Genomic DNA, 14252 nt, shown 5'->3' on the forward strand with positions numbered 1-14252 from the left:
GCACAGGCAGTATTTAACCGCAAAGGGGATGGTCACTCAAATCAAGCGCTTAGCGCGGTTTCCGGGGTGGGTGGGTGGATCTGGTTGCGGCCATTGCGCTTGGCCTTGTAGAGAGCATCGTCGGCCCGGGTGACCAGGCTGTCGAAGGTGTCGCCCGGCTCGGCCAGGGCCAGGCCGAAGGATGCGGTGATGGTATCCAGTACCTTGTCGGTGCTGCGCACCTTGACCCGCAGTGCCTGGATTTTCTGGCGCAGCTGTTCGGCGAAGTCGCTGGCGGTGCCGATGTCGAAGCAGTCCTGGAGGATCACGCAGAATTCCTCGCCGCCGTAGCGGGCGGCCACGCCGCGGGCGGGCAGCAGGTCGCGCAGCAGTTGGCCGACGTGCTGCAGCACGCGGTCACCCAGGGGGTGGCCGTACTGGTCGTTGAACTGCTTGAAGTGGTCGATATCCAGCATCACTAGTGCCAGGCCCTTGGTGTCGCCAACCAGTGCCTGTTCCAGCAGGCGGGTGAAAGCATGGCGGTTGAAGACGTGGGTCAGGCTGTCCAGGGTGGCGGCGGCCTGGGCGCGCTCCAGCTGGCTGCGCAGGTTCTGGATCTCCGACTGGGCGGCGCGCAGTCGATAGAGGAACTGTTCCTGCTGATCCTGCATCTGCTGGGTGCTCAGCTGCAGCTCGTTGAGTACGCCGGGCAGGTCGTCGACTATCGGCTCCTGCAAGGCGGCCAGGCCCTGGGACAGGCTGGCCTGGTAGTGCTGGCTGCCGCTGACGCTGCGCGCCACGCCGTGCTCGATGTCGTCGACCAGTTCGATCACCTGCTGCTGGCCGGTACGCGCCTCCTCCAGCTCGCCATGGATCACGTATTCACGGAACAGTTTGAGTGCGGTTTCCGGGGGGAAGCTGATGAAGTCGTTGACGATCTTGTCCAGGCGCCGGTTCAACTCGGGCTCCCGGCCCTGGCAGTAGGTGTACCAGAGGGCGTAGTGCACCGGGTTCGGCGGGATGTCGTGGCGCACCATGTGCGGCACCGCCTGCTTGAGCAAGTCCGCGGCCTCGCGGGTTTCTTCCGGGTATTGCTCGAGGATGGAGGGAGCTTTCGGCGGCTGGCTCATGCACGTCACTGTGGGGTGGGGCGAATGGACAAAGAATAGAGTAGTTGGGGGCGAATCGCCTCGCAAAAGGCCCGGTCTGGCCGGGCCTTTCGTCTGCGCCGAGTGGTCAGGCCGCCAGCAGGCTGCGCAGCATCCAGGCGGTCTTCTCATGCACCTGCATGCGCTGGGTCAGCAGGTCGGCGGTCGGTTCGTCACTGACCCGGTCCAGCAGCGGGAAGATGCCGCGGGCGGTGCGCACTACCGCTTCCTGCCCCTGGACCAGCAGTTTGATCATGTCCTCGGCGGAGGGTACGCCTTCCTCTTCCTTGATCGACGACAGGCGTGCGTAGGCGGCATAGGTGCCCGGTGCCGGGAAGCCCAGGGCGCGGATGCGTTCGGCTATCAGGTCCACCGCCAGGGCCAGCTCGGTGTACTGCGCCTCGAACATCAGGTGCAGGGTGTTGAACATCGGACCGGTGACGTTCCAGTGAAAGTTGTGGGTCTTCAGGTACAGGGTGTAGGTGTCCGCCAGCAGGCGGGACAGTCCTTCGGCAATGGCGGCGCGGTCCTGTTCGGCGATGCCGATGTTGATTTCCATACCTTTATCTCCTCTCAGGTTGCCGGGGCAGACGCCCCCCTCGATGGCGGCAGCCTATCACAGGGCGGGCGGCGCTCGGCTTGTCTTGTGTCAATCGGGCTCATGGTCGCTGGCTATGGCGCTCGCCCGCTGTCACAGATGGGCCAGCTCCGGTCTGAGTTGCAAGGTGCGGTTGAAGTGCTCGACCCAGTGGCGGCTGAACTGCTGGCCGGCCAGGTTGTTGATCTCGAGGATGGCGCGCAGGCGCGGGCGCTTGCTCAGGGTCTGGTGGGCGCGCTCGTGGGTGCGGGCGTCGAAAGTGTCGGTGATGTTCAGCAGCAGGGCGCCGGGGTGGATCTCGGCTTCGCGCAGGCCTTTCGGGTAGCCGCTGCCGTCCGCATGCTCCTGATGTTGCAGGATGATTTCGCGCGCGCTGGCCCAGGCCGGCATGTGTTTGAGCAGTTCACCGGCCAGGCGCGGGTGACTCTGCATCAGACGGCGCTCCTCGCGGCTGAGTGCGCTCCGCTTGTGCAGCAGGTCCAGGGGCAGAAAGGCCATGCCGAGGTCGTGCAGGCATACCGCGGCGGCCAGTTGTGCCGGCTCCACCGGTTCTCCTGCGCTGTGGTTGATGGCCAGCGTCAGTTCGAGCAGGCGCAGGCCGCGGCCATGCCAGAAGGACGAGCGATGCTCGCCGGCGCTCATCAGTTCGATGAAGAACTGCAGGTCGGCATCCAGGGTTATGGCGTGGCGTTCGAACAGTTGGCGGATCTGTTCCTGGCTGGCGACCTCGGCCGGTTGCAAGCGGGTGCTGGGGTCCAGGTGCTGCAGCAGGGTGCGGCGGATCTCGTCCTGCTGCGCCGGCGGGGCAGCCGCCAGCGCCCGCAGGGCCTGGCACTGGCTGGCGATGCTGTGCGGATCGGGTGGCTCGGCCAGCCCCAGCGCCGCATCGATCAGGCTGCGCAGCTGGTCGAGGCTGAGCAGCAGGATGTCGCCGAGCAGGCTGTCGAAGTGCAGGGCGCCCTCGCGCAGACGCTCGAGCACGTCCTCCATGGCCTGTGGTAGCGGCAGCAGGTGGTTCAGCTCGACATAGCCCAGGCTGCCCTTGATGGTGTGTACCAGGCGGAACAGTTCGCGCAGGCGCGAGCTGTCGTCGGGAAAGCGTTCCAGCTCGATCAGCAGCTGCTCGCAGCGCGGCAGCTGCTCGGCGGTGTCGAGGCGGAACTCCTCCAGCAGTTCACTGGGGATGTCGGCGGTGCGGGGTAGGGCCATGGGCGGTCTCCGCGAGGCGGGAGTATCAGTATAGGAAGGTGCCGTATGGTCGCGCGGGCGGTGGGCTGCGCCTGGGCGATTAACCCTATATAATCGCGCCCCTTGTTGCGGATGCGGAATCGCACCGATCACGGCGCCTGGGTGCCATTGGTCGCCTGTTTCTGCTGTTTCCCCTCCGAATTGCAGAAAATGCCTGCTGCCTGTCGGGGTTTGCCCCGGGCGCGAATTCAAGACTGATTAGAGAAGCGAACCACGATCATGATGCGCAGCCACTATTGCGGCCAGTTGAACGAGAGCCTGGACGGCCAGGAAATCACCCTTTGCGGTTGGGTCCATCGCCGTCGCGACCATGGTGGCGTGATCTTCCTCGACATTCGCGACCGTGAAGGCCTGGCCCAGGTGGTATTCGACCCGGATCGCGCCGAGACCTTCGCCAAGGCCGACCGCGTGCGCAGTGAATACGTGGTCAAGATCACCGGCAAGGTGCGCCTGCGCCCGGCTGGCGCGGTCAACCCGAACATGGCTAGCGGTGCCATCGAGGTGCTGGGCTACGAGCTGGACGTGCTCAACGAGGCGGAAACCCCGCCGTTCCCGCTCAACGAATACACCGACGTCGGCGAGGAAACCCGCCTGCGCTACCGCTTCGTCGACCTGCGCCGCCCGGAAATGGCCGAGAAGCTCAAGCTGCGTTCGCGCATTACCAGCAGCATCCGTCGCTACCTGGACGACAACGGTTTCCTCGACGTCGAGACCCCGATCCTGACCCGCGCCACCCCGGAAGGCGCGCGTGACTACCTGGTGCCGAGCCGTACCCATGCCGGCAGCTTCTTCGCCCTGCCGCAGTCGCCGCAGCTGTTCAAGCAACTGCTGATGGTGGCCGGCTTCGACCGCTACTACCAGATCGCCAAGTGCTTCCGCGACGAGGACCTGCGTGCCGATCGCCAGCCGGAATTCACCCAGATCGACCTGGAAACCAGCTTCCTCGACGAAAACGACATCATGGGCATCACCGAGACCATGATCCGCAACCTGTTCAAGGAAGTGCTGGGCGTCGAGTTCGGCCCGCTGCCGCACATGACCCTGGCCGAGGCCATGCGCCGCTTCGGCTCCGACAAGCCGGACCTGCGTATCCCGCTGGAGCTGGTGGATGTCGCCGACCAGCTCAAGGACGTCGAGTTCAAGGTGTTCTCCGGTCCGGCCAACGACCCGAAGGGCCGCGTCGCTGCCCTGCGCGTGCCGGGCGCCGCTGCCATGCCGCGCAGCCAGATCGACGACTACACCAAGTTCGTCGGCAACTACGGTGCCAAGGGCCTGGCCTACATCAAGGTCAACGAGCGCGCCAAGGGCGTCGAGGGCCTGCAGTCGCCGATCGTCAAGTTCATCCCGGAAGACAACCTCAAGGTCATCCTCGACCGCGTCGGTGCCGTCGATGGCGACATCGTGTTCTTCGGCGCCGACCGCGCCAAGGTGGTCTGTGATGCCCTGGGTGCCCTGCGCATCAAGGTCGGTCACGACCTCAACCTGCTTACCTGCGAGTGGGCGCCGCTGTGGGTGGTCGACTTCCCGATGTTCGAGGAGAACGACGACGGCAGCCTGACCGCCATGCACCACCCCTTCACTGCGCCCAAGTGCAGCCCGGCCGAGCTCGAGGCCAATCCGGCCGCGGCCCTGTCGCGCGCCTACGACATGGTGCTCAACGGTACCGAGCTGGGTGGCGGTTCGATCCGTATCCATGACAAGGCCATGCAGCAGACCGTGTTCCGCGTGCTGGGCATCAGCGAGGAGGAGCAGCAGGAGAAATTCGGCTTCCTGCTGGACGCCCTCAAGTACGGTGCGCCGCCCCATGGCGGCCTGGCCTTCGGCCTGGATCGCCTGGTGATGCTGATGACCGGCGCCAGCTCGATCCGCGAAGTGATCGCCTTCCCGAAAACCCAGAGCGCGGCCTGTGTCATGACCCAGGCGCCGGGTGTGGTGGACAACAAGGCGCTGCGCGAGCTGCACATCCGCTTGCGCGAACAGGCCAAGGCCGAGTGAGTCGAACAGGAGCCTGGCATGCCAGGCTCCTTGCATTCTGCTAGAGCAAAACTGATCTGAAACAGACGGAGTGAGTTATGGCCGGTCATTCCAAATGGGCCAATATCAAGCATCGCAAGGGGCGTCAGGACGCCAAACGCGGCAAGATCTTCACCAAGCTGATCCGCGAGCTGACCGTGGCCGCCAAGCATGGCGGCGGCGTGCCGGCGGACAACCCGCGTCTGCGCCTGGCAGTGGATAAGGCCCTCACGGCCAATATGTCGCGCGATGTGATCGACCGCGCCATCGCTCGCGGCACCGGCAACACCGAAGCCGACAACATGGTCGAGCTGAGCTACGAGGGCTACGCGCCGAGTGGCGTGGCCATCATCATCGAAGCCATGACCGACAACCGCAACCGCACCGCCGCCGAAGTGCGCCATGCCTTCACCAAGTGCGGCGGCAACCTGGGCACCGATGGTTCCGTGGCCTACATGTTCGAGCGCAAGGGGCAGATCAGCTTTGCCCCCGGCGTGAACGAGGACGCCCTGATGGAGGCGGCCCTGGAGGCCGGCGCCGACGATGTGGAGATGGGCGAGGACGGCTCGGCGATGGTGTCGACCAGCTTCGCCGACTTCCTGGCGGTCAACGAGGCGCTGACCGCTGCCGGTTTCAAGGGCGAAGAGGCCGAGGTGGCGATGATTCCGTCGACCATGGCGCCGATCACCGACCTGGACACCGCCAAGAAGGTGCTCAAGCTGATCGACATGCTGGAAGACCTGGACGACGTGCAGAACGTCTACCACAACGCGGAAATTTCCGACGAGATCATGGAGCAGCTCGACTGATCCCGGTTCGCGTCGGCCAGGGCCGGAAGTCGCCACGCGCGCTTCCGGCTTTTTTATATCGGCGGCGCTCCGTATACTCGCGGCTGGATAAATAGACAGTGCCTTGGTGCGCGGAGCTGAACCCGGCATGACCCTGATTCTTGGCATCGACCCCGGCTCGCGCATCACCGGCTACGGCGTGGTGCGCGACACCGGACGCGGCTGCGAATACGTTGCCTCCGGCTGCATCCGCACCGGCGAGGGCGATCTGGCCAGCCGCCTGCAGAAGGTGTTTCGCGGCGTCAGCGAGGTGATTCGCCTGCACGAGCCGGTGACCATGGGCATCGAGCAGGTGTTCATGGCCAAGAATGCCGATTCCGCGCTCAAGCTCGGCCAGGCCCGCGGCGCGGCGATAGTTGCCGGCATCGAGGCTGGGCTGGATGTCAGCGAGTACACCGCCAGCCAGGTCAAGCAGGCCATCGCCGGTACCGGCGGGGCGGACAAGCAGCAGGTGATGATGATGGTCATGCACCTGCTCAGGCTCACCCAGAAGCCGCAGATCGACGCATCCGACGCCCTGGCCATCGCCCTTTGCCACGCCCATCACCGGCAGAGCCTGATTCCCCACGGCCTGCTTGGCGCCAAACGGCGCAGCGGCCGCCTGCGCCTGTAACAGAAGGAAGCGAATTCGTGATCGGACGCCTTAAGGGCACCCTGGCGGAAAAGCAGCCGCCGCACCTGATACTCGATGTCAACGGCGTCGGCTACGAGCTGGAAGTGCCGATGACTACCCTCTACCGCCTGCCGGCGGTGGGGCAGGCGGTGACCCTGCACACCCACCTGGTGGTGCGCGAGGATGCTCACCTGCTCTATGGCTTCTTCGAGAAGCGCGAGCGCGAGCTGTTCCGCGAGCTGATCCGCCTCAATGGCGTCGGCCCCAAGCTGGCCCTGGCGCTGATGTCCGGGCTGGAGGTGGATGAGCTGGTGCGCTGCGTGCAGGCCCAGGATACCTCGACCCTGGTGAAGATCCCCGGCGTCGGCAAGAAGACCGCCGAGCGCCTGCTGGTGGAGCTCAAGGATCGCTTCAAGGCCTGGGAGACCATGCCGTCCATCGCCACGCTGGTGGTGGAACCTCGTGCTGGCGTGGCAGTCTCAAGCGCGGAGAACGATGCCTTGAGCGCATTGATCGCCCTCGGCTTCAAGCCGCAGGAAGCCAGCAAGGCCGTGGCAGCGATCAAGGAAGAGGGTCTGTCCAGTGAAGAAATGATCCGTCGAGCCCTCAAGGGCATGGTCTAAGCAGTGATCGAAGCCGACCGTCTCATTACCGCCAGCAGCCGCGACCGCGACGAGCAGCTGGACCGTGCCATCCGCCCCCTGGCGCTGGCCGAATACATCGGCCAGCCGGTGGTGCGCGAGCAGATGGAGCTGTTCATCCAGGCCGCCAAGAACCGCCAGGAAGCCTTGGATCACACCCTGATCTTCGGCCCGCCCGGCTTGGGCAAGACCACCCTGGCCAACATCATCGCCCAGGAAATGGGCGTGTCGATCAAGAGCACCTCGGGCCCGGTGCTGGAGCGCCCGGGTGACCTGGCGGCGCTGCTGACCAATCTGGAGGCCGGCGATGTGCTGTTCGTCGACGAGATCCATCGCCTGTCGCCGGTGGTCGAGGAAGTGCTGTATCCGGCCATGGAGGACTTCCAGCTCGACATCATGATCGGCGAGGGCCCGGCTGCCCGCTCGATCAAACTCGACCTGCCGCCCTTCACCCTGGTCGGCGCCACCACCCGCGCCGGCATGCTGACCAATCCGCTGCGTGATCGTTTCGGCATCGTCCAGCGCCTGGAGTTCTATTCCAGCGATGACCTGGCCACCATCGTCAGTCGTTCGGCCGGCATTCTTGGGCTGCATATCGACCCCGAAGGCGCCTTCGAGATCGCCCGTCGCGCCCGTGGCACGCCGCGTATCGCCAACCGCCTGCTGCGCCGCGTGCGCGACTTCGCCGAAGTGCGCGCCGGCGGGCAGATCAGCCGGAGCATCGCCGACCAGGCGCTGAACATGCTGGACGTCGACGAACGTGGCTTCGACCACCAGGACCGCCGTCTACTGCTGGCCATGATCGACAAGTTCGACGGCGGCCCGGTGGGCATCGACAACCTGGCGGCGGCCATCGGCGAGGAGCGCGGCACCATCGAGGACGTGCTCGAACCCTACCTGATCCAGCAGGGCTACATCATGCGTACGCCGCGCGGCAGGGTGGTGACCCGGCATGCCTACCTGCACTTCGGCCTGAATCTGCCGAAGCGCCTGGGTGAAGCGCCGGTCGCGGACCTGTTCGACGGCAACGAATAGTCGAAAAACAAAGGCTTGCCCGGATTGGCAAGGCCAGGAGTAAACACTAGAGTATGCGCGCGCGAAACGAGGCTCAGCCTTTTGCCCTCAAGTGTCGGGTGTATTACGAGGACACCGACGCCGGCGGCATCGTCTACTACGTCAACTACCTCAAGTTCATGGAGCGGGCTCGTACCGAGTGCCTGCGCAGTCTGGGTTTCGCCCAGTCGCAGCTGGCCGGGGAGAACCTGCTGTTCGTCGTGCATTCCGCCGAGGCGCGCTATCACGCACCGGCCCGGCTGGACGACGAACTTTTTATCACCGCCGAGGTGATCGAGTTAAACCGTGCCAGCCTGCGTTTTCGTCAACAGGTGCGGCGGGCAACGGATGAGGCGCTGCTCTGCGAGGGGCAGTTCGTGGTGGCCTGTGTGCGCACCGACAATTTGAAACCCCGTGCCATCCCTGAGGCGCTGCGCGCAGCCTTCGCCGGCATGGGTCAAGTCACAGCAGGAGAGTAGCGTGGAAGCAACAGCCAACGCCGTTGACCATATGTCGATGTGGAGCCTGATCAGCAACGCCAGTCTGGTGGTGCAGCTGGTCATGCTGACCCTGGTCGCCGCTTCGGTGGTGTCCTGGATCATGATCTTCCAGCGCAGCACCATGCTGCGCGCGGCGAAGAAGTCGCTGGAGGTGTTCGAGGAGCGCTTCTGGTCCGGTATCGACCTGTCCAAGCTGTATCGCCAGGCCGGCAGCAACCCGGACCCGGATTGCGGCGTCGAGCAGATCTTCCGCGCCGGCTTCAAGGAGTTCTCCCGCCTGCGCCAGCAGTCCGGCGTCGATCCGGATGCGGTGATGGACGGCGTGGCCCGCGCCATGCGAGTGGCCATCTCGCGCGAGGAGGAGAAGCTGGAAACCAGCCTGCCGTTCCTCGCCACCGTCGGATCCACCAGCCCCTACATCGGTCTGTTCGGTACCGTGTGGGGCATCATGAACTCCTTCCGCGGCCTGGCCCAGGTGCAGCAGGCGACCCTGGCCACCGTGGCGCCGGGCATCGCCGAGGCGCTGATCGCCACCGCCATCGGCCTGTTCGCCGCCATTCCGGCGGTGATCGCCTACAACCGCTTCTCGGCGCAAGGCGATCGCCTGATTGGCCGTTACTACACCTTTGCCGACGAGTTCCAGGCGATCCTGCACCGCAAAGTGCACACCAGCGAGGACTGAGGCTCAGCCCATGGCCAGAATTCGCAACAGACGCAAGCCGGTCGCCGAGATGAACGTCGTGCCTTATATCGACGTGATGCTGGTGCTGCTGGTGATCTTCATGGTGACCGCGCCCATGCTCAACCAGGGCGTCAAGGTCGACCTGCCCAAGGTTTCCAGCGAGGCCCTGCCGCAGGACAACAATGCCCGTGTGCTGACCATCTCGATCAAGGCCGACAAGACCTACTACTGGAACATGGGCGAGGAAGTCGACCCGGACCAGGGCAAGGCCAGTGAGACCGCCACCGCGCTGCCGGCGCTGGTACAGACGGTGAGCGCGATCATGAACCAGAACGCAGCCCAGGGTAAGAAAGTTCAGGTCTTCGTGCGCGGCGACAAGTCGGTCGACTACGGCTCGGTCATGGCTGTCATGGGCGGTCTGCAGGAAGCCGGCGTGGGCAACGTCGGGCTGATCACCGAGGCGCCCTGATGCAGCAGAAGAGCGTGCGCTCCTCGTCGGAAAGCTACTTCTGGCCAACGGTCTGGGCCGTGACCATTCACGTCCTGCTGTTCGCCATGCTGTTCGTCAGCTTCCACTTCGCCCCGGAATTGCCGCCGGCGCGGCCGATCGTGCAGGCGACCCTGTACCAGCTGAAGTCGCAGAGCCAGGCGACCACCCAGACCAATCAGAAGATTGCCGGCGAGGCGCAGAAGACCAAGGCGCGCCAGTACGAGGTGGAGCAGCTGGAGACCAAGAAGGAAGAACAGCAGAAGCAGGAAGCGGCGGAACAAAAGAAGGTCGCGGCGGCCAAACAGGCTGAGGCGAAGAAGCAGGCCGAAGCGAAGAAGGCCGAAGAAGCGAAGAAGGCGGCCGAACAGAAGAGGCTGGCCGAGATCGCCAAGAAGAAGTCTGAGGAAGAGAAGAAGAAAGCTGCCGCCGAGGAGGCGCGCAAGAAAGCGGCCGAGCAGGCGAAGAAAAAGGCTGCGGAGGAGGCCAAGAAGAAGGCCGCCGCCGAGGCTGCGAAGAAGAAGGCCCAGGAAGCCGCACGCAAGGCCGCCGAGGACAAGAAGGCGCAGGCCCTGGCCGAGCTGCTGGGTGATACCACCGAGCGCCAGCAGGCGCTGGCCGATGAGGTGGGCGATCAGGTGGCGGGCAGTCTCGACGACCTGATTATCAAGCTGGTCAGCGAGCAGTGGCAGCGTCCGCCGTCGGCGCGCAACGGCATGAGTGTCGAGGTGCTGATCCAGATGCTGCCCGATGGCACCATCGTCAATGCCTCGATCACCCGCTCCAGCGGCGATGCGCCTTTCGACAGCTCGGCGGTGGCGGCCGTGAAGAACGTCGTGCGTATTCCGGAAATGCAGCAAGTTGATAGTGCCACCTTTAATGCCATGTACCGTCAGCGGCGGATGATTTTCAAACCGGAGGACTTGTCTCTGTGAACAGCTTGATTCGTATGGCCCTGCTTGGGCTGGCCTTGCTGGCCGGTGCCGTGCAGGCAGCGGACCCCTTGGTGGTCTCGACCGGCAGTGACCGCGCCATCCCCATCGCCGTGGTGCCTTTCGGCTGGCAGGGCGGCACCGTGCTGCCCGAGGACCTGGCCACCGTGATCGGCAACGACCTGCGCAACAGCGGCATGTACGAGCCGATCCCGCGGCAGAACATGATCAGCCTGCCGACCTCGGCGGCCGAGATCATCTACCGCGACTGGCAGGCCCTGGGCGCCCAGTACGTGATGGTCGGCAGCATCGTGCCGAACGGTGCGCGCCTGCAGGTGCAGTTCGCCCTGTTCAACGTGGCGACCCAGCAGCAGGTGGTGGCCGGCACCGTCGGTGGCACCACCGACCAGCTGCGCGACATGGCCCACCATATCGCCGACCAGGCCTTCGAGAAGCTCACCGGCATCAAGGGCGCCTTCTCCACCAAGATGCTTTACGTCACCGCCGAGCGTTTTGGTGTCAACAACACCCGCTACACCCTGCAGCGCTCCGACTACGACGGCGCCCGTGGCGTGACCCTGCTGCAGTCGCGCGAACCGATCCTGTCGCCGCGCTACGCGCCGGATGGCCGCCGCATCGCCTACGTGTCCTTCGAGCAGCGCCGTCCGCGCATCTTCCTGCAGCACATCGACACCGGTCGCCGCGAGCAGCTGACCAACTTCGAGGGCCTCAACGGCGCGCCGGCCTTCTCGCCGGATGGCAATCGCCTGGCCTTCGTGCTGTCCAAGGACGGCAACCCGGAAATCTACGTGATGGACCTGGGCAGTCGCCAGATCCAGCGCGTGACCAATTCCGGCTCGATCGAGACCGAGCCGTTCTGGGGCAAGGACGGGCAGACCCTGTACTTCACCAGCGACCGCGCCGGTAAGCCGCAGATCTACAAGCAGAGCATCTACGGCGGTGCCGCCCAGCGCGTGACCTTCACCGGCAACTACAATGCCAACCCGAAGCTGTCGGCCGACGAGAAGACCCTGGTTATGATCCATCGCCAGGACGGGTTCACCAATTTCAAGGTGGCCGCCCAGGATCTGGTGACCAGCCGCCTGCGCATTCTCTCCGAGACCAGTCTGGACGACTCGCCCACTGTTGCGCCCAATGGCACCATGCTAATCTACGCCACCCGCCAGCAGGGCCGCGGAGTGCTGATGCTCGTGTCCATCAACGGGCGTGTCAGGCTCCCGATTCCCACCGCTCAAGGTGATGTACGGGAACCGTCCTGGTCCCCTTACCTGAACTGATGCGGTACTGACTCTTTTTCTGCTGTAAACACACCTAGAACTCATTAGGAGCTCCACCATGGAAATGCTGAAATTTGGCAAATTTGCCGCTCTGAGCCTGGCCCTGGCCGTGGCTGTTGGTTGCTCGTCCAAAGGCGGCGACGCCTCCGGCGAAGGCGCTGTCGATCCGAACGCTGGCTACAACGCCGGTGGTAGCGGCGTTGACGGTGCCCTGAGCGAAGAAGCCGCTCTGCGCGCCATCACCACCTTCTACTTCGAGTACGACAGCTCCGACCTGAAGCCGGAAGCCATGCGCGCTCTGGACGTCCACGCCAAGGACCTGAAAGGCAACGGCGCTCGCGTCGTTCTGGAAGGCCACACCGACGAGCGCGGCACCCGCGAGTACAACATGGCTCTGGGCGAGCGTCGTGCCAAGGCCGTTCAGCGCTACCTGGTGCTGCAGGGCGTTTCCCCGGCTCAGCTGGAACTCGTTTCCTACGGCGAAGAGCGTCCGGTTGCCACCAGCAGCGACGAGTCCTCCTGGGCTCAGAACCGCCGCGTCGAACTGCGCAAGTAATTCGCCATGCGTAAGTGCCCTCGTATCCTGACCTCCCTGGTGCTTGCCCTGCCGCTCGCGGCGGTGGCCGAGGTTCCCGTGATCGATAGCAGCGCCGGCTACGGCAGCAGCTATCCGCCGGCGGGTTACGGTACGAGTGGTGCCTACGCCGGGGGCGGGGCGCAAGCCCCGACCTCGGCGCAGGGCGAGCTGTTCATGCAGCTGCAGCAGATGCAGCAGGATATCGCCCAGCTCCGTGGCCTGGTCGAAGAACAGCAGAACGAGATCGAGCGTCTCAAGCAGGAGAGCCTGGCGCGTTACCAGGATCTCGACAGCCGCCTGCAAGGCGGTGCCGCAGGTGCCCAGCAGGCACCGGCACAGAATTCCCCGGCCGGCGGCGCGATCAATGCCGCTGGCACCCCCGCTGCCCCGGCCTCGCAGCCCCCGGCAGCCAGCAACGAGCCGGCCGATCCGGCGAAGGAAAAGCTCTACTACGATGCGGCCTTCGACCTGATCAAGGCCAAGGACTTCGACAAGGCCAGCCAGGCCTTCGAAGGTTTCCTGCGCAAGTTCCCGCAGAGCCAGTATGCCGGCAACGCCCAGTACTGGCTGGGTGAGGTCAACCTGGCCAAGGGTGACCTGCAGGGCGCCGGCAAGGCCTTCGCCCAGGTTGCCGCCAGCTACCCGACCCATGCCAAGGTGCCCGATTCGCTGTTCAAGCTGGCGGACGTCGAGCGGCGCCTGGGTAACAATGACCGGGCCAAGGGCATCCTCCAGCAGCTGATTGCCCAGTACCCAGGCTCTTCTGCCGCCCAGCTGGCGCAGCGCGATCTGCAGCGTCTGCCCTGAGCCTTTCAACGTTGTGAAAAGCCCGCGCTGGTCGCGGGCTTTTTCATGGGCGCGTGCCCAGGTCGTCGCCTGCGCGGCGGGAAAAATGTTGCCCGGGCGCTTTTTCGCTTAGAATCGCCGCCCCAACTTTCCCGCAACGGAGGCGGATGGCCTGTTTCGCCGTCACGCCCGGTGCCGATATGCAAACAACCCTGCGCATTACCGAGATTTTCTACTCGCTGCAGGGCGAGACCAATACCAGTGGCCTGCCCACGGTATTCGTTCGCCTGACCGGCTGCCCGCTACGCTGCCAGTACTGCGATACCGCCTATGCCTTCAATGGTGGCGAGATCATGAGCCTGGAGGCCATCCTCGAGCGGGTAGCTTCCTTCAAGCCGCGTTATGTCTGCGTCACCGGTGGCGAACCGCTGGCACAACCCAATTGCATCCCTTTGCTCGAGCAGCTGTGTGACGCCGGCTACAGCGTGTCGCTGGAAACCAGTGGAGCCATGGATATTGCCCCTACGGACCGACGGGTCAGTCGGGTGGTCGATCTGAAGACCCCGGGCTCGCAGGAGGTCGCGCGCAACCTCTACAGCAACCTGGATGAGCTGACCGGCAACGACCAGGTGAAGTTCGTCATCTGCTCGCGCGAGGATTACGACTGGGCTGTCTCCAAGCTGATCGAGTACCGCCTCGATCAGCGTGCCGGCGAGGTGCTGTTCTCGCCCAGCCACCAGCAGGTGGATGCCCGCGCCCTGGCCGACTGGATCATTGCCGACAACCTGCCGGTGCGTTTCCAGCTGCAGCTGCACAAGATCCTCTGGAACGACGAGCCGGGGCACTGAA

16 protein-coding genes are annotated in these 14252 nt (G+C 64.8%); 13 read left to right on the forward strand and 3 right to left on the reverse strand.

The features are described 5' to 3' along the window. Positions 1-41: 41 nt before the first annotated feature. From DMO17_RS06360 to DMO17_RS06370, 3 genes are all read right to left on the reverse strand, one after another. On the reverse strand, positions 42-1109 hold the full coding sequence (locus tag DMO17_RS06360; protein ID WP_110681660.1) for a GGDEF domain-containing protein: 1068 nt from the start codon (positions 1107-1109) through the stop codon (positions 42-44). A 106-nt stretch (positions 1110-1215) separates the two neighbouring features. Next, a complete protein-coding gene (locus DMO17_RS06365) occupies positions 1216-1686 on the reverse strand; it encodes a Dps family protein (protein ID WP_021700672.1) in 471 nt (156 codons plus the stop codon). A gap of 132 nt (positions 1687-1818) precedes the next feature. Then, positions 1819-2934: an HD domain-containing phosphohydrolase gene (locus DMO17_RS06370; RefSeq protein WP_110681661.1), complete on the reverse strand. Its 1116-nt coding sequence runs from the start codon at positions 2932-2934 to the stop codon at positions 1819-1821. A 258-nt stretch (positions 2935-3192) separates the two neighbouring features. Here DMO17_RS06370 and aspS point away from each other — a divergent pair, with 258 nt between their 5' ends. The 13 genes from aspS to queE all read left to right on the forward strand — a co-directional run bounded on the left by aspS (position 3193) and on the right by queE (position 14251). Then, a complete protein-coding gene (aspS, locus tag DMO17_RS06375; protein WP_110681662.1) occupies positions 3193-4968 on the forward strand; it encodes an aspartate--tRNA ligase in 1776 nt (591 codons plus the stop codon). A 77-nt stretch (positions 4969-5045) separates the two neighbouring features. Further along, complete coding sequence (locus tag DMO17_RS06380) at positions 5046-5795, forward strand: YebC/PmpR family DNA-binding transcriptional regulator (RefSeq protein ID WP_110681663.1); 750 nt, start codon at positions 5046-5048, stop codon at positions 5793-5795. Positions 5796-5922: 127 nt separating this feature from the next. Continuing rightward, the gene (gene ruvC, locus DMO17_RS06385; RefSeq protein WP_110681664.1) at positions 5923-6447 is read left to right on the forward strand and encodes a crossover junction endodeoxyribonuclease RuvC; all 525 of its coding nucleotides are present in this window, start codon (positions 5923-5925) and stop codon (positions 6445-6447) included. A 17-nt stretch (positions 6448-6464) separates the two neighbouring features. After that, a complete protein-coding gene (gene ruvA, locus DMO17_RS06390) occupies positions 6465-7070 on the forward strand; it encodes a Holliday junction branch migration protein RuvA (RefSeq protein ID WP_110681665.1) in 606 nt (201 codons plus the stop codon). A gap of 3 nt (positions 7071-7073) precedes the next feature. Beyond that, positions 7074-8123, forward strand: coding sequence for a Holliday junction branch migration DNA helicase RuvB (ruvB, locus tag DMO17_RS06395; protein WP_110681666.1), 1050 nt, complete (start codon positions 7074-7076; stop codon positions 8121-8123). 53 nt (positions 8124-8176) lie between these two features. After that, the gene (gene ybgC / locus DMO17_RS06400) at positions 8177-8620 is read left to right on the forward strand and encodes a tol-pal system-associated acyl-CoA thioesterase (RefSeq protein ID WP_110681667.1); all 444 of its coding nucleotides are present in this window, start codon (positions 8177-8179) and stop codon (positions 8618-8620) included. Between the two features lie 31 nt (positions 8621-8651). Beyond that, positions 8652-9323: a protein TolQ gene (tolQ, locus tag DMO17_RS06405; RefSeq protein WP_110681668.1), complete on the forward strand. Its 672-nt coding sequence runs from the start codon at positions 8652-8654 to the stop codon at positions 9321-9323. Between the two features lie 10 nt (positions 9324-9333). Next, complete coding sequence (gene tolR, locus DMO17_RS06410; RefSeq protein WP_110681669.1) at positions 9334-9792, forward strand: protein TolR; 459 nt, start codon at positions 9334-9336, stop codon at positions 9790-9792. After that, positions 9792-10745: a cell envelope integrity protein TolA gene (tolA, locus tag DMO17_RS06415; RefSeq protein WP_110681670.1), complete on the forward strand. Its 954-nt coding sequence runs from the start codon at positions 9792-9794 to the stop codon at positions 10743-10745. Before tolR ends, tolA begins: the two co-directional genes overlap by 1 nt. Then, positions 10742-12040, forward strand: coding sequence for a Tol-Pal system beta propeller repeat protein TolB (gene tolB / locus DMO17_RS06420; RefSeq protein WP_110681671.1), 1299 nt, complete (start codon positions 10742-10744; stop codon positions 12038-12040). Before tolA ends, tolB begins: the two co-directional genes overlap by 4 nt. Positions 12041-12098: 58 nt before the next feature. Then, the gene (pal, locus tag DMO17_RS06425) at positions 12099-12596 is read left to right on the forward strand and encodes a peptidoglycan-associated lipoprotein Pal (RefSeq protein WP_110681672.1); all 498 of its coding nucleotides are present in this window, start codon (positions 12099-12101) and stop codon (positions 12594-12596) included. A gap of 6 nt (positions 12597-12602) precedes the next feature. Further along, positions 12603-13424, forward strand: coding sequence for a tol-pal system protein YbgF (gene ybgF / locus DMO17_RS06430; RefSeq protein WP_110681673.1), 822 nt, complete (start codon positions 12603-12605; stop codon positions 13422-13424). A gap of 179 nt (positions 13425-13603) precedes the next feature. After that, on the forward strand, positions 13604-14251 hold the full coding sequence (queE, locus tag DMO17_RS06435; protein WP_110681955.1) for a 7-carboxy-7-deazaguanine synthase QueE: 648 nt from the start codon (positions 13604-13606) through the stop codon (positions 14249-14251). The last annotated feature ends 1 nt before the right edge of the window (position 14252 follow it).

Source organism: Aquipseudomonas alcaligenes (assembly GCF_003205495.1).
Lineage (GTDB): Bacteria > Pseudomonadota > Gammaproteobacteria > Pseudomonadales > Pseudomonadaceae > Aquipseudomonas > Aquipseudomonas alcaligenes_B.

Bases quoted from the DNA above. Each gene is read 5' to 3' on its own strand.
- DMO17_RS06365 (WP_021700672.1), bottom strand. From the start codon at position 1,686: ATGGAAATCAACATCGGCATCGCCGAACAGGACCGCGCCGCCATTGCC.
- ybgF (WP_110681673.1), top strand. From the start codon at position 12,603: ATGCGTAAGTGCCCTCGTATCCTGACCTCCCTGGTGCTTGCCCTGCCG.
- DMO17_RS06370 (WP_110681661.1), bottom strand. From the start codon at position 2,934: ATGGCCCTACCCCGCACCGCCGACATCCCCAGTGAACTGCTGGAGGAG.
- tolR (WP_110681669.1), top strand. From the start codon at position 9,334: ATGGCCAGAATTCGCAACAGACGCAAGCCGGTCGCCGAGATGAACGTC.
- ybgC (WP_110681667.1), top strand. From the start codon at position 8,177: ATGCGCGCGCGAAACGAGGCTCAGCCTTTTGCCCTCAAGTGTCGGGTG.
- tolA (WP_110681670.1), top strand. From the start codon at position 9,792: ATGCAGCAGAAGAGCGTGCGCTCCTCGTCGGAAAGCTACTTCTGGCCA.
- ruvC (WP_110681664.1), top strand. From the start codon at position 5,923: ATGACCCTGATTCTTGGCATCGACCCCGGCTCGCGCATCACCGGCTAC.
- DMO17_RS06380 (WP_110681663.1), top strand. From the start codon at position 5,046: ATGGCCGGTCATTCCAAATGGGCCAATATCAAGCATCGCAAGGGGCGT.
- tolQ (WP_110681668.1), top strand. From the start codon at position 8,652: ATGTCGATGTGGAGCCTGATCAGCAACGCCAGTCTGGTGGTGCAGCTG.
- DMO17_RS06360 (WP_110681660.1), bottom strand. From the start codon at position 1,109: ATGAGCCAGCCGCCGAAAGCTCCCTCCATCCTCGAGCAATACCCGGAA.
- aspS (WP_110681662.1), top strand. From the start codon at position 3,193: ATGATGCGCAGCCACTATTGCGGCCAGTTGAACGAGAGCCTGGACGGC.
- pal (WP_110681672.1), top strand. From the start codon at position 12,099: ATGGAAATGCTGAAATTTGGCAAATTTGCCGCTCTGAGCCTGGCCCTG.
- queE (WP_110681955.1), top strand. From the start codon at position 13,604: ATGCAAACAACCCTGCGCATTACCGAGATTTTCTACTCGCTGCAGGGC.